Origin of the sequence: Kocuria rhizosphaericola, from assembly GCF_044462205.1 — a bacterium.
Taxonomy (GTDB): domain Bacteria; phylum Actinomycetota; class Actinomycetes; order Actinomycetales; family Micrococcaceae; genus Kocuria; species Kocuria rhizosphaericola.
This window is the reverse complement of sequence record NZ_JBISWK010000032.1, coordinates 1-18,652: the sequence shown is the minus strand read 5'-3', so window position 1 is coordinate 18,652 and position 18,652 is coordinate 1. Positions and strand designations below refer to the sequence as shown.

Annotated in this window: 20 protein-coding genes and 1 pseudogene; 5 read left to right on the top strand and 16 right to left on the bottom strand. The window is 73.2% G+C overall.

Going from position 1 to position 18,652, the window contains the following annotated elements:
- Positions 1-235: 235 nt before the first annotated feature.
- Positions 236-1,387 carry a heparan-alpha-glucosaminide N-acetyltransferase domain-containing protein gene (locus ACH9D2_RS02655; RefSeq protein WP_396361202.1) on the top strand — a complete coding sequence of 384 codons (1,152 nt, stop codon included), beginning with the start codon at positions 236-238 and terminating at the stop codon, positions 1,385-1,387.
- A 107-nt stretch (positions 1,388-1,494) separates the two neighbouring features.
- Here ACH9D2_RS02655 and ACH9D2_RS02650 read toward each other — a convergent pair whose 3' ends face one another.
- The 14 genes from ACH9D2_RS02650 to ACH9D2_RS02585 form a co-directional block, all read right to left on the bottom strand.
- Positions 1,495-2,631: an ATP-binding protein gene (locus tag ACH9D2_RS02650; protein WP_396361201.1), complete on the bottom strand. Its 1,137-nt coding sequence runs from the start codon at positions 2,629-2,631 to the stop codon at positions 1,495-1,497.
- Positions 2,628-3,338 (bottom strand): response regulator, encoded by a 711-nt coding sequence (locus ACH9D2_RS02645; protein ID WP_396361200.1) that lies wholly within the window; start codon positions 3,336-3,338, stop codon positions 2,628-2,630. Before ACH9D2_RS02645 ends, ACH9D2_RS02650 begins: the two co-directional genes overlap by 4 nt.
- A 51-nt stretch (positions 3,339-3,389) precedes the next feature.
- Positions 3,390-3,755 (bottom strand): ArsR/SmtB family transcription factor, encoded by a 366-nt coding sequence (locus tag ACH9D2_RS02640; protein WP_396361199.1) that lies wholly within the window; start codon positions 3,753-3,755, stop codon positions 3,390-3,392.
- The gene (locus ACH9D2_RS02635) at positions 3,739-4,995 is read right to left on the bottom strand and encodes an MFS transporter (RefSeq protein ID WP_396361197.1); all 1,257 of its coding nucleotides are present in this window, start codon (positions 4,993-4,995) and stop codon (positions 3,739-3,741) included. The genes ACH9D2_RS02640 and ACH9D2_RS02635 overlap by 17 nt, the downstream gene beginning before the upstream one ends.
- Positions 4,996-5,264: 269 nt before the next feature.
- The gene (locus ACH9D2_RS02630; RefSeq protein ID WP_396361196.1) at positions 5,265-6,185 is read right to left on the bottom strand and encodes a metal ABC transporter permease; all 921 of its coding nucleotides are present in this window, start codon (positions 6,183-6,185) and stop codon (positions 5,265-5,267) included.
- On the bottom strand, positions 6,185-6,967 hold the full coding sequence (locus ACH9D2_RS02625; RefSeq protein WP_396361195.1) for an ATP-binding cassette domain-containing protein: 783 nt from the start codon (positions 6,965-6,967) through the stop codon (positions 6,185-6,187). Before ACH9D2_RS02625 ends, ACH9D2_RS02630 begins: the two co-directional genes overlap by 1 nt.
- Before the next feature lie 4 nt (positions 6,968-6,971).
- Positions 6,972-7,991 (bottom strand): metal ABC transporter substrate-binding protein, encoded by a 1,020-nt coding sequence (locus ACH9D2_RS02620; RefSeq protein WP_396361194.1) that lies wholly within the window; start codon positions 7,989-7,991, stop codon positions 6,972-6,974.
- Between the two features lie 63 nt (positions 7,992-8,054).
- Positions 8,055-8,453 (bottom strand): Fur family transcriptional regulator, encoded by a 399-nt coding sequence (locus ACH9D2_RS02615; protein ID WP_396361193.1) that lies wholly within the window; start codon positions 8,451-8,453, stop codon positions 8,055-8,057.
- A complete protein-coding gene (locus tag ACH9D2_RS02610) occupies positions 8,450-9,376 on the bottom strand; it encodes a metal ABC transporter permease (RefSeq protein ID WP_449555783.1) in 927 nt (308 codons plus the stop codon). The genes ACH9D2_RS02615 and ACH9D2_RS02610 overlap by 4 nt, the downstream gene beginning before the upstream one ends.
- Complete coding sequence (locus tag ACH9D2_RS02605) at positions 9,373-10,146, bottom strand: ATP-binding cassette domain-containing protein (RefSeq protein WP_396361192.1); 774 nt, start codon at positions 10,144-10,146, stop codon at positions 9,373-9,375. The genes ACH9D2_RS02610 and ACH9D2_RS02605 overlap by 4 nt, the downstream gene beginning before the upstream one ends.
- Positions 10,147-10,604: 458 nt before the next feature.
- Complete coding sequence (locus tag ACH9D2_RS02600; RefSeq protein ID WP_396361191.1) at positions 10,605-12,407, bottom strand: ABC transporter permease subunit; 1,803 nt, start codon at positions 12,405-12,407, stop codon at positions 10,605-10,607.
- A 26-nt stretch (positions 12,408-12,433) separates the two neighbouring features.
- Positions 12,434-13,984 (bottom strand): ABC transporter substrate-binding protein, encoded by a 1,551-nt coding sequence (locus ACH9D2_RS02595; protein ID WP_396361190.1) that lies wholly within the window; start codon positions 13,982-13,984, stop codon positions 12,434-12,436.
- Positions 13,985-14,135: 151 nt separating this feature from the next.
- Entirely contained in the window at positions 14,136-14,909 is a 774-nt protein-coding gene (locus ACH9D2_RS02590; protein ID WP_396361189.1) for an ATP-binding cassette domain-containing protein, read from the bottom strand.
- Positions 14,906-15,706, bottom strand: coding sequence for an ATP-binding cassette domain-containing protein (locus ACH9D2_RS02585; RefSeq protein ID WP_396361188.1), 801 nt, complete (start codon positions 15,704-15,706; stop codon positions 14,906-14,908). The genes ACH9D2_RS02590 and ACH9D2_RS02585 overlap by 4 nt, the downstream gene beginning before the upstream one ends.
- A gap of 134 nt (positions 15,707-15,840) precedes the next feature.
- Here ACH9D2_RS02585 and ACH9D2_RS02580 point away from each other — a divergent pair, with 134 nt between their 5' ends.
- Positions 15,841-16,275, top strand: a complete 435-nt coding sequence (locus tag ACH9D2_RS02580) for a hypothetical protein (protein ID WP_396361187.1) — start codon at positions 15,841-15,843, stop codon at positions 16,273-16,275.
- A 23-nt stretch (positions 16,276-16,298) separates the two neighbouring features.
- Here ACH9D2_RS02580 and ACH9D2_RS02575 read toward each other — a convergent pair whose 3' ends face one another.
- Both ACH9D2_RS02575 and ACH9D2_RS02570 read right to left on the bottom strand, forming a co-directional pair.
- Positions 16,299-16,616, bottom strand: coding sequence for a metalloregulator ArsR/SmtB family transcription factor (locus ACH9D2_RS02575; RefSeq protein WP_396361186.1), 318 nt, complete (start codon positions 16,614-16,616; stop codon positions 16,299-16,301).
- A gap of 85 nt (positions 16,617-16,701) precedes the next feature.
- Positions 16,702-16,857 (bottom strand): zinc transporter permease, encoded by a 156-nt coding sequence (locus ACH9D2_RS02570; protein ID WP_396361185.1) that lies wholly within the window; start codon positions 16,855-16,857, stop codon positions 16,702-16,704.
- A 442-nt stretch (positions 16,858-17,299) separates the two neighbouring features.
- On the opposite strand from ACH9D2_RS02570, the gene ACH9D2_RS02565 reads away from it, so the two are divergent.
- The 3 genes and pseudogenes from ACH9D2_RS02565 to ACH9D2_RS02555 form a co-directional block, all read left to right on the top strand.
- The gene (locus tag ACH9D2_RS02565; RefSeq protein ID WP_396361184.1) at positions 17,300-17,707 is read left to right on the top strand and encodes a four-helix bundle copper-binding protein; all 408 of its coding nucleotides are present in this window, start codon (positions 17,300-17,302) and stop codon (positions 17,705-17,707) included.
- A gap of 95 nt (positions 17,708-17,802) precedes the next feature.
- Positions 17,803-18,177 (top strand): NADH-quinone oxidoreductase subunit A, encoded by a 375-nt coding sequence (locus tag ACH9D2_RS02560; RefSeq protein WP_396361183.1) that lies wholly within the window; start codon positions 17,803-17,805, stop codon positions 18,175-18,177.
- Positions 18,168-18,652: pseudogene (locus ACH9D2_RS02555) on the top strand (hypothetical protein); the annotation flags it as partial. The gene ACH9D2_RS02560 and the pseudogene ACH9D2_RS02555, both read left to right, overlap by 10 nt.

Here is an 18,652-nt window from a genome sequence, read left to right as displayed (position 1 = left end):
GAAGCTTCACAGAATCTTGAGGATCCCGCGAGGTCAGCGCCGAACGGGCCGGACACCCTGGAGTCAGATCGGTTCCGGATGCCCCGGGACCATGGACGTGGCCCCACGGGCCGCACGCTTCGCCGGCCCTGACGGGACGGCTCGATCAGGGGGAGTCATGAGCGCGATGTCACAGGCGGAGGGAACCGCCCCGGTGGGACCGGGCGATGCACTGGTACGACCGACACGCCGGTTAGTGGGCATCGACGCGGCCCGGGGGCTGGCGCTGATCGGGTTGATGGCCATCCACATCCTGCCGGCCTGGAACGAGGAGACCGGGGAGGCCAGCTTGACCTGGCGCCTGTTCTCCGGTGACTCCGCGGCGCTGTTCGCGCTGCTGGCCGGGGTCGGGCTGGGGCTGACCTCCGGGGGGCGCCACCCGCACGAGGGCAGGACCATGACCGCCGACCGGATCGGCCTGGCGGTGCGAGCCGTGCTGATCGCGATCGTGGGGCTCTGGATCGGCACGCTGATGTCGGAGGACCCGCCCGTCTACAACATCCTGATCTACTACGGGGTGTTCTTCCTGCTGGCCATCCCGTTGCTGCACGCCGGTCCGAAGGTGCTCTTCGCCTCCGCGGCGGTCTTCGGGCTCGTGTCCCCGCTGCTGATGCAGGGGCTGCTCAACGAGCTGCCCGAGTGGAGCTCCTACAACCCCACCCTCACCACCGTCCTCACCGAGCCGGGGGCCACGGCCTCCCAGCTGCTGCTCACCGGGTCCTATCCGGCCCTGCCGTACATGACCTACCTGCTGGTCGGAATGGGTCTGGGCCGGTTGAACCTGCGCAGGTCCGAGGTGCAGATCCGGCTGCTGGTCGTCGGCATCGGGGTGGCGATCCTCGCCCGGACCACTTCCTACTTCCTGCTCTACGCCCTCGGCGGCTACCAGCGGCTGCTGGACGCCTCCTCGATGGGCGAGGAGGAACTGGCCGAGGTCCTGGTGTGGGGACCGGACTCGCTGCCGACCTCCACGGTGTGGTGGCTGGCGATCGCCACCCCGCACGCCAACACCCCGCTGGCGATCGCGGCGAGCCTGGGCGTGAGCCTGGCCGTGCTGGGCGCCCTGCTGCTGATCGCCCGCAAGGCCGAGGCGTGGCTGCTCCCGCTCTCGGCGATGGGACTGATGACCCTGACCCTCTACACCGCCCACCTGGTGGCCCTCTCCTTCGAGGTGCACTACGGCCAGCCCTACCTGTGGTACGTGGTCCACCTGGCGATCGCAGCACTGTTCGCGGTGGCCTGGCACCGTGCCCTGGGCCAGGGCCCGCTGGAGCGGGTGATCGGCCTCGGCGTGAAGGGCACCCGCCGACTCGTGCCGGGCGGGACCTCCGGGACCTCGCGCGGGTAGGTGCCGCCGCACCCCACGCGGGCCGTGCCCACCGCCCGGCTGATCGGCTGTGGCGGCGGGCGCGCCCGGTCGTTCCCGCGCCGGCCGCAGAGGTGCCGTCAGGGGGCTCAGCCGGTGGGCCGGTGGCGGGGCAGGTGGATCCGGAAGCTGGCCCCGCGTCCAGGGCCGTCGCTGGTGACCTCCAGGGTCCCGCCCTGGGCCTCGACCAGGGCCTTGCTGATGGTCAGACCCAGTCCGGAGCCACCGCGGTGGGCCTCCCTGCCGACGTGGGCGCGGTAGAAGCGTTCGAAGACGTGCGGGAGGTTCTCGCCGCTGATGCCCTCCCCGGAATCGGTCACGGTGTAGGTGACCGTCTCCGGGGCGTGATCGGTGTGCACGGTGATGCTGCCCCCGGGCGGGGTGTGCCGCAGGGCGTTCTCCAGCAGGTTGCTCAGCACCTGGCCCATCCGCTCCGGGTCCAGCGGCAGCGGGGTGACCTCCATGCCGGTGCTCACGGAGGTGATCGACACGCCCTTGCCGACGGCGTCGGGCTCGATGGCCGCGACCGCCTGGGCCGCCAGGTGCTGGGGGTCCTGGGGCGTGACCTGCAGGCGGGTCGTGCCCTCCTCTGCGGCCGTGAGCTGCCGGATGTCGCGGGCCAGTCGCTCCAGGCGGGCGATCTGGGCGTAGAGGATCCCGGTGGTGTGCTCGTCGAGTTCGACCACCCCGTCCTCGATGCCTTCCAGGTGCCCTTTGAGACTGGCCAGCGGGGTGCGCATCTCGTGCGCCAGATCGGCGAGCATCTGGCGGCGGGTGGTGTCCACGGTGGCCAGCTTGGCCGCCATCTCGTTGAAGGAACCGGCCAGGGAGTCGAACTCCGGGCCCAGCTTCGCGGAGGTGACGCGCACGTCGTAGTTGCCCGACGCCACCTCCTGGGCGGCGGTGCTGAAGGAGGCCAGGGACCGTCTGATGGTGCGGTAGAGGTAGTAGGTGAGCAGCCCGGCGATGTAGAGGGCCGGCAGCCCGCCGATGGCCAGGGCGGTCAGGCTCACCGAGCGGAAGGCGTCCTCCAGGTGCACCAGACCGGTGGCCTCATCGGCGTGACCGGCCTCGAGGAGCTCGTGGTAGAACATGGTCGGCCCGATCAGCACCGCGGCGACGACCACGATCACCAGACCGACCAGCAGCACCGCGGTCTGGGCGAGCATCAGCCGGACGGTCAGCGGCCCCCAGGGCCGGGTGCGGCTGGTGACGGTGGTGCTCATCGCCCGGTGCCCATCCGGTAGCCGATGCCGCGGATGGTGTGGATGAACCTCGGGCTGGCGGCCTCGTCGCCGAGCTTCTTGCGGATCCGCCCGATGTGCACGTCCACCAGGTGCGCGTCACCGGTCCAGGCGGTGTCCCAGACCATCTCCACCAGCTGGCGGCGGGAGAGCACCAGCTGCGGGCGGGCCGCCAGGGCGGCCAGCAGGTCGAACTCGATCCGGGTCAGCACCACCGGTTCCCCGGCCAGGTGCACCTGGCGGGAGTCCTCGTCCACCACCAGGTCACCGATCACCAGCCTGTGCCCTGCAGGAGGCGCGGACCCGGGCTGCGTGCGGGCCCGGCGCAGCATGGCCTGGACCCGGGCCACGAGCTCGCGCGGGCTGAAGGGCTTGGTCACGTAGTCGTCAGCGCCCACCGACAGGCCCACGATCTTGTCGACCTCGTCGTCCCGGGCGGTGAGCATCAGCACGTGGCAGTCCGAGAAGGTCCGCACCTGACGGCACACCTCGATCCCGTCGATCCCGGGCAGACCCAGGTCGAGCACCAGCACGTCCGGGGCGAAGTCCCGCACCACGGCCACGGCCTCGGCGCCGTCGTGCCGCACGGCGACCTCCAGCCCCGCCTTGCTCAGATAGCCCGCCACCAGCTGGGCCAGGTCGACCTCGTCGTCGACCACCAGGACGCGGCCGGTCGGAGGTGAGGACATGATGGCTCCTTCGTCGTGGCGCCCGCTCGGGACCGGGCGGCTGGGCACGGGTCAGTCGTGGACGGGTTCGCCGGTGATCCGGTGGTCGGCGTGGTTGAAGATCTCGCGGATCAGACGGACCAGGTGCCCGTCGGGCACGGAGTAGATCACGTGCCGGCCGGCCTTGTGCGTCTCGACCATCCCGGACAGCCGCAGCTTGGCCAGATGCTGACTCACCACGGTGCGCGGCGCCCCCGTGGCCCGGGTGAGCTCGGTGACGCTGCGCGGTTCGTGGGCGAGCAGCCACAGCAGGTGCAGGCGGGTCGGCTCGGCCAGCATCCGCAGCGTCGCGCTCGCGGCCGCCAGGTGCTCCGGGTCCGGGGCCACCTCGTGACGCAGGGAGGTGTCGCCCGTGGTGGTCTCAGTCGCGGTGTTCACGGTTCCCATCCTCCCCCACCGCGCTGGTGCGCGCTGGGTCGCCGGGCCAGGAGACGATCGCGGCCCCGGCGCCGGCCACGGCGATCGCCGTCAGGACCGCCGCCGACCAGCCCAGCCCGGCGGAGGCACCGATCCATCCGGCCACCGGATAGGTGAGCACGAAGCAGGCGTGGGAGAGCGAGAACTGGGCGGTGAACACGCAGGGCCGGGTGGTCTCGTCCGAGGCGTCCCGCAACAGGCGGGCCGAGGGCGTGAGCACCGCCGAGGTGGCCGCGCCCAGAAGCACCCACACGCCCAGCAGCGCCCACCACCCGGTGCCCGTGCCGGCCCGGAAGGACAGCAGCGTGGTGGCCAGCAGTGCGGGAGGGATGATCCCGGCGCCGGAGAGCATCACCACCCGGTTGCCGAACTGCTCCAGCGCCGCAGGGGCGGACAGCGCCACCGCCATGGACCCGATGCCGAACGCAGCCAGGGCGACCGCGAGGTCCGTCTCGGGGCGGCCCATCACCTCGCGGACGTAGACCACCGTGTTCACCAGCACCAGGGCGGTCGGGGCCGCCACCACGAGGTCCAGGGCCAGCAAGGAGCGCAACCGGGGCGTGCCCCAGAAGATCCGGGTTCCCAGAGCGGTCCGGTACCACACGGACCCGTGGCCCCCGGAGCGAGCTGCTCCTGCCGGCAGCGCCGCGGCGAGGACCAGCACGGCAGAGGCCACGAACCCGGCCGCGGTGCCCAGGAACAGGTCGTGGTAGCTGAGCACGCTCAGTGCCACCGCCGCCAGGACCGGGCTGACCAGGGCCTCCACGTCGTAGGCCAGACGCGACAGGGACAACGCCCGTGTGTAGTCGCGCTCTCGCGGCAGCACCCCCGGGATCACCGACTGGAACGCCGGCGTGAAGGTGGCCGAGGCCGCCTGCAGGACGAAGACCACCGCGTAGACCTGCCACGCCTCGGTGAGCACCGGCAGGCACAGTGCCATCGTCGCCCGGACGACATCGGCCCCGCCCAGCACCGGCTTCGCAGGCAGGCGGGCCACCACGGCGTTGACCACCGGGGCCACGCCCACGTAGGCGATCATCTTGATCATCAACGCCGTGCCCAGCACTGCGCCGGCGCGCGCTCCGGCCAGGTCGAAGGCCAGCAGACCCAGCGCCACGGTCAGCACCCCGGTGCCGAGCAGGGCGACCACCTGAGCGGTGAACAGCCGGCGATAGACCCGGTTCCGCAGAACGGTCAGCACGAGAGCTCCTCATGTGCACATGTGCGCTTTCTTGCACATATACGGTAGCAGGTCTTCGCCGGCCGGGTCCTGGAGAGGTGGGGTCCTCTGCTGCGCCGGCCTCCTGGCCCGCCGCAGCAGTGCAGGGTGCCGGTCCGGAGCCGAGGCGGGGGCCGCCGTGGCGGAGGCCTGCTGGTGCAGGAACACGCCGGGCACGGCGCAGTGCCCGGATGACCGGCCCACCGGGCCGCTCCGGGGTCTCCGCGCGCTGCCGGGTGACCCGCCGGACCTCACACCGGCTCTGCCGCCTGTGCGGCAGCCACGGGCTCCGTCTCCACCGGGGCCGCCCGGCGGGTCAGGACGGGTGGGACCGCGGGTGCGACCACAGCCACGAGGAGGTAGAGGCCGATGGCCGGCACCACGATGGTCGCCCCCGGGGAGAGCGGGTGGAACCAGGTGATGGCCAGTCCGGTCACGCACACCGTCGCCCCGATGCCCATGGCCAGGTGCATGGTGGTGGCGGAGGATCGGGTGAGCAGCTGGGCGGTGGCGACCGGCACGATCATCACCGCCGAGACCAGCAGCACTCCGACCACGAGCATGGACACCGACACGGTCAGGGCGGCGACCACGGCCGCGGCCAGGTTCAGGGCGCGCACCGGCAGTCCTGCGGTGGCGGCGTACTCCTCGTCGTGGCACAGGACGAACAGGGCCGACCGCAGCCCGAGCCCCACGGCCAGGACCAGCGCTCCGAGCCCCACGGTGAGCCAGACGTCCAGGGGCGTGACGGTGGCGATGGAGCCGAAGAGGTAACCGGTGAGGTTCGCCGAGGTGCCTCCGGCGATCCCGATCAGCAGCACCCCGCCGGCGATCCCGCCGTAGAAGAGCAGGGCCAGCGCCACGTCCCCGGCGGTCCTGCCCCGGGTGCGGACGGCGTCCACGAGCACGGCCCCGGCCAGCGAGGCCACGATCGCTCCGGGCACGGCCAGGAGGTCGTTCGAGCTGACCCCGGTCGCGGAGCCGGCCAGCCAGCCCATGGCGACCCCGGTGAGGGCCATGTGCCCGATCCCGTCGCCCAGCAGGGCCATCCGGCGCTGGACCAGGTAGGTGCCGACCACGGGAGCAGTGAGCCCGATCAGCAGCGCCGCGACGAGCCCCCGCTGCATCAGCGGGCTGGCCAGCATCGCGACCAGGGAGTCGAGAGCGGCCATCACCACTGCCTCTGCAGATCGGGAACGGTCGGGATGGACAGGGGCACGGCCGGGTGCGGGTGGGGATCGAGGACGTCGGCGTCCCGCGAGTGCCGGGGCGAGGCGGGTCCATCATGGACGACCCGCCCGCCGTGCAGCACCACGGTGCGGGTGATCAACGGCGCCAGGGGTCCCAGCTCGTGCAGGACCACCACCACCGTCACCCCCCGCTGTCGGAGCCCGGCGAGAGTGGCGGCCAGAGCCTCCAGGGAGTCCCGGTCCATCCCCGTCAGCGGCTCGTCGAGGATCAGCAGGTCCGGCTCGCGGACCAGCGCCCGGGCGATGAGCACCCGCTGCTGCTGGCCACCGGAGAAGACCTGCACGCTCTCGTGCGCCCGTGCACCGCGGCGGACCTGGCCCAGGGCCTCCAGGCACCGGCGACGCGCGTCACGGCCCGGGCGCAGGCGACGGCGGCGCAGCAGCCCGGACGCCACCACCTCGGCCGCGGTGGCCGGCACACCGCTGGTGGCACCGACCCGCTGGGGGACGTAGCCGACCCTCTGCCACGGCACGGCCCGGGCCGCCCCTGTCACATCGACCCCGTAGAGCCGCACCTCTCCGGCGGTGGGGGTCAGCAGACCGACAGCGGCTCTGACGAGCGTGGACTTGCCCGCACCGTTGGACCCGAGCACGGCCACGACCTCTCCGGCGGCGATCTCCAGACTCACGTCCCGGAGCACGGGCGCGCCCCCCAGGACCACCCCCAGGTGGTGCGTCCGCAGGACCGGCGGAGACGGCTTCATCACCTCATGCGCAGTCCAGCGCGGTGCGCAGCGCCTCGAGGTTGCCGCGCATGACCTGCTGGTAGTCGGCGCTCTCGTCGACCTGGATCTCCACCGGGTCCAGCACGGCCGTCTCGATCCCGTGCTCGGCCGCCAGGGTCTCGGCGACCTTGGGGTTGACCAGGGACTCCGAGAACACCGTGGTGACACCCTCGGCCTCGACGACCTCGCCGATCTCGGCCAGCCGGGCCGGGGAGGGCTCGGTGTCGGGATCGATCCCGGCCACGGCCACCTGCTCGAGGTCGTACTTGTCCGCCAGGTACCCGTAGGCGTCGTGGGAGACCACGATGGTGCGCCGCTCACACGTGGCCAGCCCCTCGGTGAACTCCTCGTCCAGGGCGGCCAGCTCCGTGGTCAGCTGCTCGGCGTTCGACTCGTAGGCCGCGGCGTTGTCCGGGTCGACCTCGGCCAGCTCGTGGGAGACCTCCGTGGCCACCGCGGCGAGCCGCTCCGGGTCCAGCCAGAAGTGCGGGTCCTCCCCGTCGTGGCCGTGGTCGTCCTCCCCGGCCCCCTCCGCCGGGGCCGGTTCGGCGGCCCCTTCGGTGTGGGCGTCCTTGCTGTGGGACGCCTCGGCCGCCTCGTGCTCCTCGGCCGAGTGCGCCCCCTCCCCCTCGACGCCGGCGTGCACCGCGTCCAGGACGTTCTCGGGAGCCGCCTGGGCCACGGCGTCGTCGACCGCCGGCTGGAACCCGGAGAGGTACACCACGGCGTCCGCGGTGCGCAGTCCGTCGACCGCCGCCGGTGACAGCTCCAGGTCGTGCGGCTCCGCCCCGGCCGGGGTCAGCGACTCCACCTGCACGCGATCCCCACCGACACGTTCGGTGACGTACTGCAGGGGATAGAAGGAGGCCTGCACGGTCAGGGCCTCCCCCGAGCCGGCCCCGGCGGTGGCGGCAGGGTCCGGCTCGGCCGGGGAGGACGCGCAGGAGGACAGGGCGAGAGCGGACAGGGACAGGGGGAGGAGCAGAGCACGAGACAGATTCATGAGAATCATTCTCAGGTCATGTGAGAACCGTTGTCAATTCTGCCGCGGTGGGCGACAGCGGGCCTACGTGCCGCCCTGCCGGCAGGAGGCGCAGACCCCGTGCAGTTCGATCGCGTGGGAGACCTCCGTGAACCCGTGCCGGCGGGCCGTCTGGGTGGCCCATCGCTCGACCGAGGTCTCGGCGACCTCCACCGTGCGGCCGCAGCGACGGCACACCAGGTGATGGTGGTGCTCGGTGCGCCGGCACCGGCGGTACCGGGTCTCCCCTCCCGGAGCGGCGAGGGCGTCGACCTCCCCGGCCTCGGCCAGGGCATTGAGATTCCGATAGACGGTGGCGAGGGAGACGGACTCCCCCTGCTCCTCCAGCATGGCGTGGAGCTGCTGGGCGGAGCGGAACTCAGGGGTCCGCTCGAGCAGCTCGCTCAGGGCGGAGCGCTGCCGGGTGATCCGGGACATGGTCATGCTCCTCGCAGCTGGAGGTCGTCCTCGACGCCGTGGAGACGATCGACGCCGTGCGATCCGCCGTGGCGCCGAGCGCCACCCAGGAGGGGGCGGGCGATCAGTGCCAGCACGTAGCAGGCGATGGCCAGCACCACGATGGTCGCCCCCGGGGACAGCGGGTGGAAGTAGGTGATGGACAGGCCGGTCACGCAGACCCCGGTCCCGACAGCCATGGCCGCCCCCATGGTCCCGGCGAAGGAGCGGGTGACCAGCTGGGCCACGGCCACCGGGACGATCATCACGGCCGAGACGAGGAGGACGCCGACCACGCGCATCGACACGGACACGGTCAGGGCCGCCATCACGGCCACCAGGATGTTCAGCGCCCGCACCGGCAGCCCGGTGGCGAGGGCGAACTCCTCGTCGTGGCACAGGGAGAACAGGGCCGGGCGCAGCCCGAGCCCGACACCGAGGACCACCGCGGCCAGCCCGGCGGTGAGCCAGACGTCGAGAGGGGTGACGGTGGCGATGGACCCGAAGAGGTAGCCGGTGAGGTTCGCCGAGGTGCCGCCGGCCAGCCCGATCAGCAGCACTCCGCCGGCGATGCCACCGTAGAACAGCAGGGCCAGTGCGACGTCGCCGCTGGTGCGCCCCTTGGTGCGCATCACCTCGATGAGCACCGCGCCGATGATCGCCGCGATGACCGCCCCGGGCACGGCTAGGGCGTCGTGCGGGGTGAGCCCGGCCGCGGAGCCGGCCAGCCAGCCCATGGCCACCCCGGTCAGGGCCACGTGGCCGATGCCGTCCCCGAGCAGGGCCAGGCGCCGCTGGACGAGGTAGGTCCCGATCACCGGCGCGGAGACGCCCACCAGGGCGGCGATCAGCAGGCCGCGCTGCATCAGCGGACTGGCCAGCATGGCGGCGAGGGTCTCGATCATGGTCACTGCGGCTTTCCGTGGAGATCGGGGGCCGTCGGAACGGCGGAGGGCTCGTCCCCGTGGGGGTGCAGGTGCTCGTGATCCGGGGCGTCGTGCCCCGGCGCGGGCAGCGGGGGGCTGCCGTCGTGGACGATGCGTCCGTGCCGCAGCACCACGGCGCGGTCCAGCAGGGGGGCCAGCTCGCCGAGCTCGTGGAGCACGACCAGGAGCGTGGTGCCGTCGGCCTGGAGCTGCGCCAGGATGCGGGCCACGGCCTCCTTGGAGACCCGGTCCACCCCCGACAGGGGCTCGTCCAGCAGCAGCAGTCGGGGCCGCCGCACCAGCGCTCGGGCGATCAGCACCCGTTGCTGCTGGCCGCCGGAGAAGATCGCCACGCTCTCGCGCGCCCGGTCGGCCAGCCCGACCTGCTCCAGGGCGTCGAGGCACGCGCGCCGGGCACCGGCACCCGGGCGCAGGCGCCGGTGTCCGGTCATCCCCGAGGCGACGACCTCCAGCGCCGTGGCCGGCACCCCGGCGCCGACGCCGAGGCGCTGGGGGACGTACCCGATGCGCGACCACGGCACGGCACGGCGCGCGCCGGTGACGTCGGCGCCGAACAGCCGGGCGTGGCCGGAAGCAATGGGCACGATGCCGAGCAGGGACTTGATGAGGGTCGACTTCCCGGAGCCGTTGCCTCCCATCAGGGCCACGGCCTCGCCGTCGGCCACGGCCAGGTCCACCCCGCGCAGCACCGGAGCGGCGCCGAGGACCACGGAGAGGTCTTCCGTGCGGATCACCGAACTGTCCACCGGTGACGGCCCTGGCGGAGCGGATCGAAGTTTCATGAGATCCATTCTCAAGAAAATGAGAACCGTGGTCAATTCTGCTCCGATCCGGTTCTCCACCGCGGCCGGGGCACGGCCGAACACGATCGGTGGCCGGTCCGGCAGGCGGACGTCGTCGAGCACGCCGCCGAGGTCCGCCCGGGGCGGCACCGCCCCGCCGAGGCCCTGCACCGCGCGGCCCCCGGGTGCCTGGAGCCGCCCCGGGGCGCGCAGTCCTCTCCGTTCACCACCGGGGTGCACCGGGTGGAGCGTCCGCTGTGCCCGGGAGGATCCGCACAGGAAGGCCCGCCAGGGCTGAACCCGGGTCCCCCAGGCGGACCCGTGCGTCCTCCGGGGAGGCGGAACGCGTGCACCCCCTGGCGGTGCGGAGCCCGTGCGGAGGGCACGGGCTCCGCTCCGTACCGGCGGGTTCAGCCTCGCAGCGGCCCCGCCGGCGCGGCGGATCCCACGAGCTCCGACCCGGGGCCGGGAACGGGGACCGCCGCGGGAGGTCCCGTCCGGGCACGGGGCCGCCGCCGCGCTCCGTCGGCGCTGGAGAGGGAGACGGCCAGGACGGAGGCGAGCACCAGGGCCCCGGCGGGACCGAGCACGGTCCACGGGGCCCGTTCGACGTAGCCGATGCCCTCGGCCAGGAGCAGCCCCCACTCCGGGGCCGGCGGTTGCTGCCCCAGTCCCAGGAAGCCGAGCGCGGCGATGGCCAGGGCAGTCCCGGGCAGGCGCAGGACCGCGTGCCGGGTCACCTCCGGCAGCAGGGCTGGCAGGACGGTCCCGGCCAGGATGCGGGCCCGGCCCACGCCGAGCAGGGGCAGCACCCGGACGTAGGGCCGGGCCGAGACCTCGGCGACGAGGGCGGCGGTGTGGGCGGCCAGGGGCGCCCAGCTCACCAGGGCGACGGCCAGGGCGGCCCCGGCCGCCGAGGGGCCGGCCACCGCGACGACGAGGATGCCGGCGATGATCGGCGGTGCCGCGTTGGTGACCTCCACCGGGCCGGTGGACCACGTCCCGGTCATCCCGACGGCCAGGCCGAGCAGCAGGCACGCGGCGACCACGACCAGGGCCAGGGCCAGGGTGTCCAGCGCCCCGTGGCCCACGCGGGCCAGCACGTCGCGGCCGGCGGCGTCGGCCCCCAGCGGCAGCACCCAGGAGGGCGCCTCGAGCCGGGCGTGGGCGGAGGTGTGGGGATCGCGGAACAGTCCCGCCACGATCAGGGTGAGCAGCGCCGCGCCCGAGACGGCCGGCACCGCCCACCACGACCGGCGCCGCCCCGGCGACGGCCCGGGGACGGGCAGGTCACCGGACCGGGCAGCCGGCCCCAGCAGCGACCGGCGGACCAGGGCGGCCAGGACCCCGCAGAGTGCGGCCAGGAGGAGCAGCAGGAGGACCCCGGCCTGCAGGACGGGGATGTCCTGGGACGCGGCGGCCCCGAGCAGGGTCCGGCCCAGTCCGGGGATCGCGAAGACCTCCTCGACCGGCACCGCTCCCCCCGTGAGCCCGACGACGACCAGCGCGATCTGCCCGATCACCCCGGGCAGGGCCCGGTGCAGGGCCGCGACGGTGATCCGGGTCCGGGAGTGCCCGGCCACGGCCCAGGTGTGCACCCAGCGCTCGGTGAAGGCCCCGGCGAGCGCGGTGCTGAGCAGGCGTCCGATCAGTCCGCCCGCGGGCAGCCCGAGCGCCAGCGCGGGCAGCACCAGGTGCTCGGGGCCGCGCCACCCGTAGGGGGGCAGCCAGCCCCACCAGACCGCCACGACGATCAGCAGCACGGCCGCCAGCAGGAACTCCGGCAGCGCGGTCAGCGCGGCGGCGGCCGCGCCGGCCCCCCGGGAGGGGCGCCCGGCCAGCCCGTGCAGGACGACGGGGAGGCAGACCAGGGCGGCCACGAGGAGGGCGACGGCCAGGGCGGCGCCCATCAGGGTCAGGGACACCCCCAGGGCGTCCAGGACACCGGACAGGACCGGGCGTCCGCTGATCCAGGAAGTGCCGAAGTCCCCGGTGAGCACCCCGGACGCCCAGTCGGCGAAGACGGCGACGGGACCCCGGTCCAGGCCGAGCTCGGTGCGGACCTGGGCCAGCACCTCGGGGGTGGCCGGCCGGTCCGCGTAGCGGGCGCGCAGGACCGTGTACTCGGGGCTGTTGCCGGACAGCCACGGCAGGGCTCCGATGAGCACGACCACGGCGGTGAACGCCAGGGCGCGCGAGATCAGGGCCGCCACCCCTCCCCGGCCCGTCACTCGACCCTTCACTCGGCGACGGTGGTCTCGGCGGTGATCAGCTCGCGTTCCCGCGGATCGCGGGCGGCGCCCTCCACACCGTCCTGCTCGCCCTGGATGACGCGCTCGTGCAGCATCGGGACGGCGGCGTCCTCGGCCAGGATCGCCGCTTCGGCGGCCATGATCGCCTGGCGTCGCTCCTCGCCGGGAGGGGCCTGCTCCGCCGCGGCCAGGGCGGCGTCAACGGTCTCGGAGCAGAACCGGGAGAGGTTGAACGAGCCCGCGCAGCCGAAGTCACTGACCATGTAGGCCACCGGGTCCCCGGAGTCCAGCACCGTGGCCCGGGAGAGGATGAAGGCGTCGAAGTCGCCCTCGAGGGCGTCGGCCTCGATGTACTGGTACTCGCGGACGTCGAGCTCCACCTCGAAGCCGGCGGCCTCCAGCTGCTGCTGGAGCTGGACGGCGACCTCGGGCAGCTCGGCCCGGTCGGTGAAGGTGCCGATGGTGATCTTCTCCCCGGCGGGGTCCCCGGCCGCGGCGCGGTCGGCGAGCAGCCGGCGGTAGGCGTCGGTGTCCCGGCCCTCCGCGGCGTAGGGGATCGCCGGGCCCAGCAGGCCGGCGGCCGTGTCGGCACGGCCCTCGTAGACCCCGTCCACGAGGCTCTGCGGGTCGAGGGCCTCGCGGGCGGCGGCGCGCAGGGCGGGGTCGGTGAACGGGCCGTCCTCGGTGTTGAGGTAGAGCGTGTTGGTGCGCGGCATCGGCACCTCCGTCAGCAGTTCCTCGTCGACCTGGGCGGCCTGTCCGACCGGGACGGACTCGACGACGTCGGCCTCCCCGGTGCGCAGCGCGGCGGCCCGGGCGGTGCCGTCGGGCACGAAGGACACGTCGATGCCCGCGACAGCGGCCGCCCCGCCCCAGTAGTCCTCGTAGCGCTCCAGAGTGGCCCCGGAGGTGCCGTCCAGGGAGGTGAGCTCGAAAGGACCGGTGCCGTGGCCCACCGGGGACACGGCCGCCTCCTCGTAGGCGGCCGGGGCCAGGATCGACAGCTGCGGGCTGGACAGCCGCTGCGGGACCAGCGGGTCGACCTCGGCGGTGGTGACCCGCACGGTGTCGCCCTCGGCCGCCACGTCCATCTCCACTCCGTCGAGGATGCGCGGGGCCGGCTCGGCCGCCACCGCCCGGGCGAGGGACGCGGCGGCGTTCTCGGCGGTCAGGGCCGTGCCGTCGTGGAAGGTGACGCCGTCGCGGATGGTGAAGGACCAGGTGGTCTCGTCGACCTGCTCCCACTCGGTGGCCAGCATCGGCTGGGCATCACCGGCCTCGTCCAGGCGGATCAGGGTCTCTCCGGTCGACCAGCGGGAGAGCTTGAAGGCGTCGTCGCTGAACGGGGACAGTCCTGACCGGGGCGGCTGCATCATGGCCGCCTGGATCCGGGCATCGGTCGCGCCGTCGGCTCCCTCGGCGGAGGAGGTGCCGGAGCCCTCGGCGAAGCAGCCGGTGAGCAGCAGCAGGCCGGCTGCGGCCAGGCCGGTGACGGTGCCGCGGCGGGCGAGGCGGAGAGCGGAGGGGCAGGGGGGCATCAGAGGGCCCTTTCGGTGTGGTGATCGGTGGAGGGTGACGAGGGAGTCCGGGGGGCGGACCGGCGACGGGCAGCTGCGGGGCGAGGGGGAGCACCGCGCCGAGCGGGGACATGCCCTGCCGGCTGAAGGTGCGCCCAGCAGGGTCCGGGTCTCACACGGACAGGCGCGGAACAGCATCCACCAGCTCCTGCGTCGTCGGGTGGCGGGGGGTCTCGAGCAGCCGCTCGGCGGGGCCCTCCTCCACCACCCGACCGTGGTCCAGCACCAGCGCGCGGTCGCACAGGAAGCGGACCGCGGCGAGGTCGTGGGAGATGAACAGCAGCCCCAGGCCTCCCCGGACGTGCTGCTCCTTCAGCAGTTCCAGCACCTGGTGGCGCAGCGGCAGGTCGAGTCCGCTGACCGCTTCGTCGGCCAGCAGCAGACGGGGCCTGGTCACCAGCGCCCGGGCGATCGCCACGCGCTGGGCCTGGCCGCCGGAGAGCTCGTGGGCGCGCCGGCCCAGGTGGTCGGCGCCGAGTCCGACCTTCTCCAGGGCCTCCAGGACCAGGGAGGCGTGGTCGCCCGGGATGCGGAAGCGCCGCAGCGGCTCCCGCAGCTGGCGTTCGACGCTGCGCCGCGGGTCCAGGCTGGATGCCGGGTCCTGCGGGATGTACTGCACGGCCTGCCGCACTCGCCGGATCTGCTGCCGGCCGGTCAGGGGCGCGCCGTCGAAGAGGACCGCGCCCCGGTCCGGGCGCTCCACGCCCAGCAGCAGGGACAGCAGCGTGGACTTGCCCGACCCGGAGGGGCCCACCAGTCCCAGCGCCTCCCCCTCGCGCACCGCGAGGTCGATCCCGCGCACCGCGGCCACGGCGCCGGAGCGGGTTCCGTAGGTCCGGGTGAGTCCGGCACCGCGCAGCGTGGCGGGTTCCGCCGGCAGGGTCACGACGCCACGCCCAGCGGGGCCGCGGCGGGCCGGAGGCCGGCGCGGGCGGCATCGACCAGGGACGCGGTGAACGGCGCCTGCGGCGAGCCGACCACCTGCTGGATCGGACCGGCCTCGACCACCCGTCCCCGTTCCAGGACGACGACGTCGTCGCACAGGTCAGCGGCGACCGCCAGGTCGTGGGTGACGAACAACAGCCCGCCGCGGCCCTCGCCGGTGCACCGGCGCAGGGCCTCGACGACATGGCGCTGGCTGACCATGTCCAGGGCGGTGGTCGGCTCGTCGGCCACCAACAGGTCCGGAGCGGCGGCCATGGCGAGCGCCAGGCACACCCGTTGGCGCTGCCCGCCCGACAGCTGGGAGGGATGGGCGCGCAGTATCCGCTCCGGGTCCTCGAAGCCGACCTCGCGGAGCAGCTCCTCCACCACCCGGCCGGCAGCCGCCGCCCCCAGCTGGCGTCGACGGGCCACGGCGGGCAGGAGCTGCCGGTCCAGCCGCACCACGGGGTTCAGCGCGGCCTGGGAGTCCTGGAAGACCGCCGCCATCCCCGGGCGCCGCCCTGGTGCCTGGCGCCAGGGCAGTTCACGGCCGGCGACCCGCAGCGAGCCCTGCACGTCGAACTGGTGCCCGAGCAGTCCCAGCAGGGCCAGCACCGTCAGGGACTTCCCCGACCCCGAGGCACCGAGCAGGGCCACCCGCCGTCCGGGCGCCACCCGGAGGGCCACCCCCTGCAGCAACGCCCGACCTGCCACGGAGACACCCAGACCCCGCACGTCCACTCCGGTCGCACCGCGCATGCTCACCCCTTGCCATGATCCACCTCAACAGGCTCTCATGGTAATGAGTTTCATTCTCATGAACCAATTCGGCGGAAGCCTCGTGCGGGGCCCGCCGGTCCACGACATCGTCCATCGACCCAGGAGGCACCCCCATGACCCGCAAGAGCGCTCCGAACCGGGCCACCACCGACACCACCGACACCAGCGGTCCGCTGGTCGCGGTGTGCCAGGGTCACCGGTGCGCCGGCCTGCGCCGGCTGACCGGGACCGCCGAGCAGGTGGAGCAACTGCAGGAGGTGGTCAGGGGCACGTCCGGAGCCGTCCTGATCACCGCCCCGTGCATGGGGCGGTGCGAGATGGCCTCCCTGGTCGCCGTCGCGCGGCGGGACGGGCCGAGCGGGCAGGTGGGCCCCACCGTGTGGCTGAGTGGGCTCGAGGACACGGACCGCGCGGAGGCCCTGAACCGCTGGGTCGCCTCCGGCGGGCCCCAGCGGATCCACCAGCCCGAGCACGGCGCACCGGAGTCCCTGAGGGACGCCGTGAGCGGATTCGGCCCGCCCCCCACGGTCTCCCGCCGCCCCCGCTGACGCATCACCGCCCGGAGGGCGGGTCAGTGGGCCGGAGCGGCCGGGGCGCCCTCAAGCTCCACCGCGTGGGCGATCGCGTCGGCCACGATGTGGGAGACGTGGGTGTCGGCCAGCGCGTGCACCGCTTCGCGGCCGGCCCGGGTCAGCGTCACCAGTCCGGTCTCGCGCAGGATGCGCAGATGCTGGGACACCAGGGGCTGCGACAGTCCGGAGAGGTCCACCAGCCGAGAGACCGTCGCAGGCCCCTCGGCGAGCAGGCACAGCAGCTGCAGCCGGGACGGAGTGGCCAGGGCCCTGAACAGGCGGGCCGCCGCCTCGAGCTCAGCACGCTGGGCGAGCATCACGTCCCCCGATCAGGCGAAAGAAAAGGAACGAGAAGCCCCTGCGCGGAGCAGAGGCTTCTCGGTACGAACAGGATCGAGCGGCTCAGTGCTCGTCGTAGTGGTCCTCGTGCAGGGCGTGCTTGTGACCGTCGTGCAGATAGTCCACGTGGTCGTCGTGCTGCACGGCCTCGTGCCCACAGCCCTCACCGTGGGCGTGGTCCTGCACGGTGTGCTCGGCCTGCTTCTCGTGTTCGGCCATGACGGCCTCCTCAGTCCCAGGGTGCTCCGGAGAGCCTGCCGTTCCAGTTCACCAAAAACATCAATTCATAGCAATACATTGATGTGAAGGGTTCTCGCCTTCCCCCGGTCCTGCGCTGCCCGCCGGACGACGGACGCAGCGACCGCGGCGTGACCAGCAGGTTCGTCCGGTGCGACCCGGCTCATCGCCCCGCCCTCCATCCTCCGCAGGAGGACGCGGAATTCCAGCGGCAGCGCCCCGGTGACATGCCGCTCACTCCTGGAAATGGTGGAGGGCCTGCCCGGGAGGAGGCGGAGAACTGTCCTTCCCCCTGGGGGACTTCTTCACGGAATCTACAAGAACCAGGGGTTCACTCCGTCGAACCAGCAGTTTACTGTCGATTGCATGGCGGGCCGGCTCCGACCGGTCCACCCCATGGAAGAACGGACGAAGGAGCGAGACCATGACCCACGTGACCTCGATGCTCGAGACCTACCCGAAGGACCTGGGGAACATCGACCGGCAGAAGCTGGCCGAGTGCATCGCCGCCTGCTTCGAGTGCGCCCAGACCTGCACCGCCTGCGCCGACGCCTGCCTGGCCGAGGACAAGGTTGCGGATCTGACCACGTGCATCCGCAAGAACCTCGACTGCGCCGACGTCTGCGCGAGCACCGGCAACGTGCTCTCCCGCCAGACCGGCAACAACGTGGAGGTGACCCGCGCGGCGCTCGAGGCGTGCCGGGCCGCGTGCAAGGCCTGCGGCGACGAGTGCGAGCAGCACGCGAGCATGCACGAGCACTGCCGGGTCTGCGCCGAGGCCTGCCGCCGCTGCGAGCAGGCCTGCGCCGACCTCCTCACTGCGCTGGGCTGAGCCCGGCGGAGCACTGACCTGACGGCCCGGTGGCCGCCGCATCGGTCGTTGCGGCGGCCACCGTGCCGACCCGACGATCGGTCACAGCCTTCGAGGTGCCGGCCGCGCGAGAGGAGGAGACCGTCGTGTACTCCGGGATCGTGGCCATGGCCCTGGTGGCGATGTCGGTCGTCGTTCTGCTCTACGCGCTGCACCGCATGACCGTCATCACGGCCGATCCGCTGACGGTTCTGCCCGCCCAGTCCGGGTGGGTGCCCCAGGAGCACGCGCTGTCCCGGTTCCACGCGCGCTGGTACCTCGCCTCGATCATTTTCCTGGCCTTCGACGTCGAGATGCTCTTCATGTACCCGTGGGCGGTGGTCGTGATCGAGAAGGGGATCTCCGCGGTGGTGGAGATGTTCCTGTTCCTCGGGGCCCTGCTCGTAGCCGTGGCCTGGGCCTGGCGAGAGGGAGCCTTCCGATGGGCCTGAGCGATGCTCTCGCCCGGCTCGCGGTCCGGGCCACCCAGGTCCTCGTCGTCGAGGTCCCGGGGCACTGGGCGACCCGCATGGAGCTCGAGCACCAGCTGCTCCGCCGTGGGTGGCGACCGGCGTGGACACCGGCCGATGCGGACGTGCTCGCGGTGTGCGGCGCGCCCGGCCCGGAGCTCTCGGAGCTGGTGGACCGCCTCTGGGAGCAGATGCCCGGGCCCCGCGTCCGTGCCGACATCACCTCGCCCGGAGCGGTGGGTTCCGCCCTCGACGACGCCGCGGCCCTCCTTCTCGACACCCCGCACCACCGGACGGACGCCCAGGAGCGGGCCCAGGAGCCCGAGCTCCCTGAAGAGCCGGATCATGGGGGTCACGGGGGCATGGACCACGGCGAGATGGACCACGGCGAGATGGACCACGGCGAGATGGACCACGGCGAGATGGACCACGGCGAGATGGACCACGGCGAGATGGA

What these genes read in the sequence shown, in the direction of transcription:
- ACH9D2_RS02650 (WP_396361201.1), bottom strand. Translation starts at nt 2,631, where the DNA reads ATGAGCACCACCGTCACCAGCCGCACCCGGCCCTGGGGGCCGCTGACC.
- ACH9D2_RS02645 (WP_396361200.1), bottom strand. Translation starts at nt 3,338, where the DNA reads ATGTCCTCACCTCCGACCGGCCGCGTCCTGGTGGTCGACGACGAGGTC.
- ACH9D2_RS02630 (WP_396361196.1), bottom strand. Translation starts at nt 6,185, where the DNA reads ATGGCCGCTCTCGACTCCCTGGTCGCGATGCTGGCCAGCCCGCTGATG.
- ACH9D2_RS02625 (WP_396361195.1), bottom strand. Translation starts at nt 6,967, where the DNA reads ATGAAGCCGTCTCCGCCGGTCCTGCGGACGCACCACCTGGGGGTGGTC.
- ACH9D2_RS02620 (WP_396361194.1), bottom strand. Translation starts at nt 7,991, where the DNA reads ATGAATCTGTCTCGTGCTCTGCTCCTCCCCCTGTCCCTGTCCGCTCTC.
- ACH9D2_RS02615 (WP_396361193.1), bottom strand. Translation starts at nt 8,453, where the DNA reads ATGACCATGTCCCGGATCACCCGGCAGCGCTCCGCCCTGAGCGAGCTG.
- ACH9D2_RS02595 (WP_396361190.1), bottom strand. Translation starts at nt 13,984, where the DNA reads ATGCCCCCCTGCCCCTCCGCTCTCCGCCTCGCCCGCCGCGGCACCGTC.
- ACH9D2_RS02585 (WP_396361188.1), bottom strand. Translation starts at nt 15,706, where the DNA reads ATGCGCGGTGCGACCGGAGTGGACGTGCGGGGTCTGGGTGTCTCCGTG.
- ACH9D2_RS02580 (WP_396361187.1), top strand. Translation starts at nt 15,841, where the DNA reads ATGACCCGCAAGAGCGCTCCGAACCGGGCCACCACCGACACCACCGAC.
- ACH9D2_RS02575 (WP_396361186.1), bottom strand. Translation starts at nt 16,616, where the DNA reads ATGCTCGCCCAGCGTGCTGAGCTCGAGGCGGCGGCCCGCCTGTTCAGG.
- ACH9D2_RS02570 (WP_396361185.1), bottom strand. Translation starts at nt 16,857, where the DNA reads ATGGCCGAACACGAGAAGCAGGCCGAGCACACCGTGCAGGACCACGCC.
- ACH9D2_RS02565 (WP_396361184.1), top strand. Translation starts at nt 17,300, where the DNA reads ATGACCCACGTGACCTCGATGCTCGAGACCTACCCGAAGGACCTGGGG.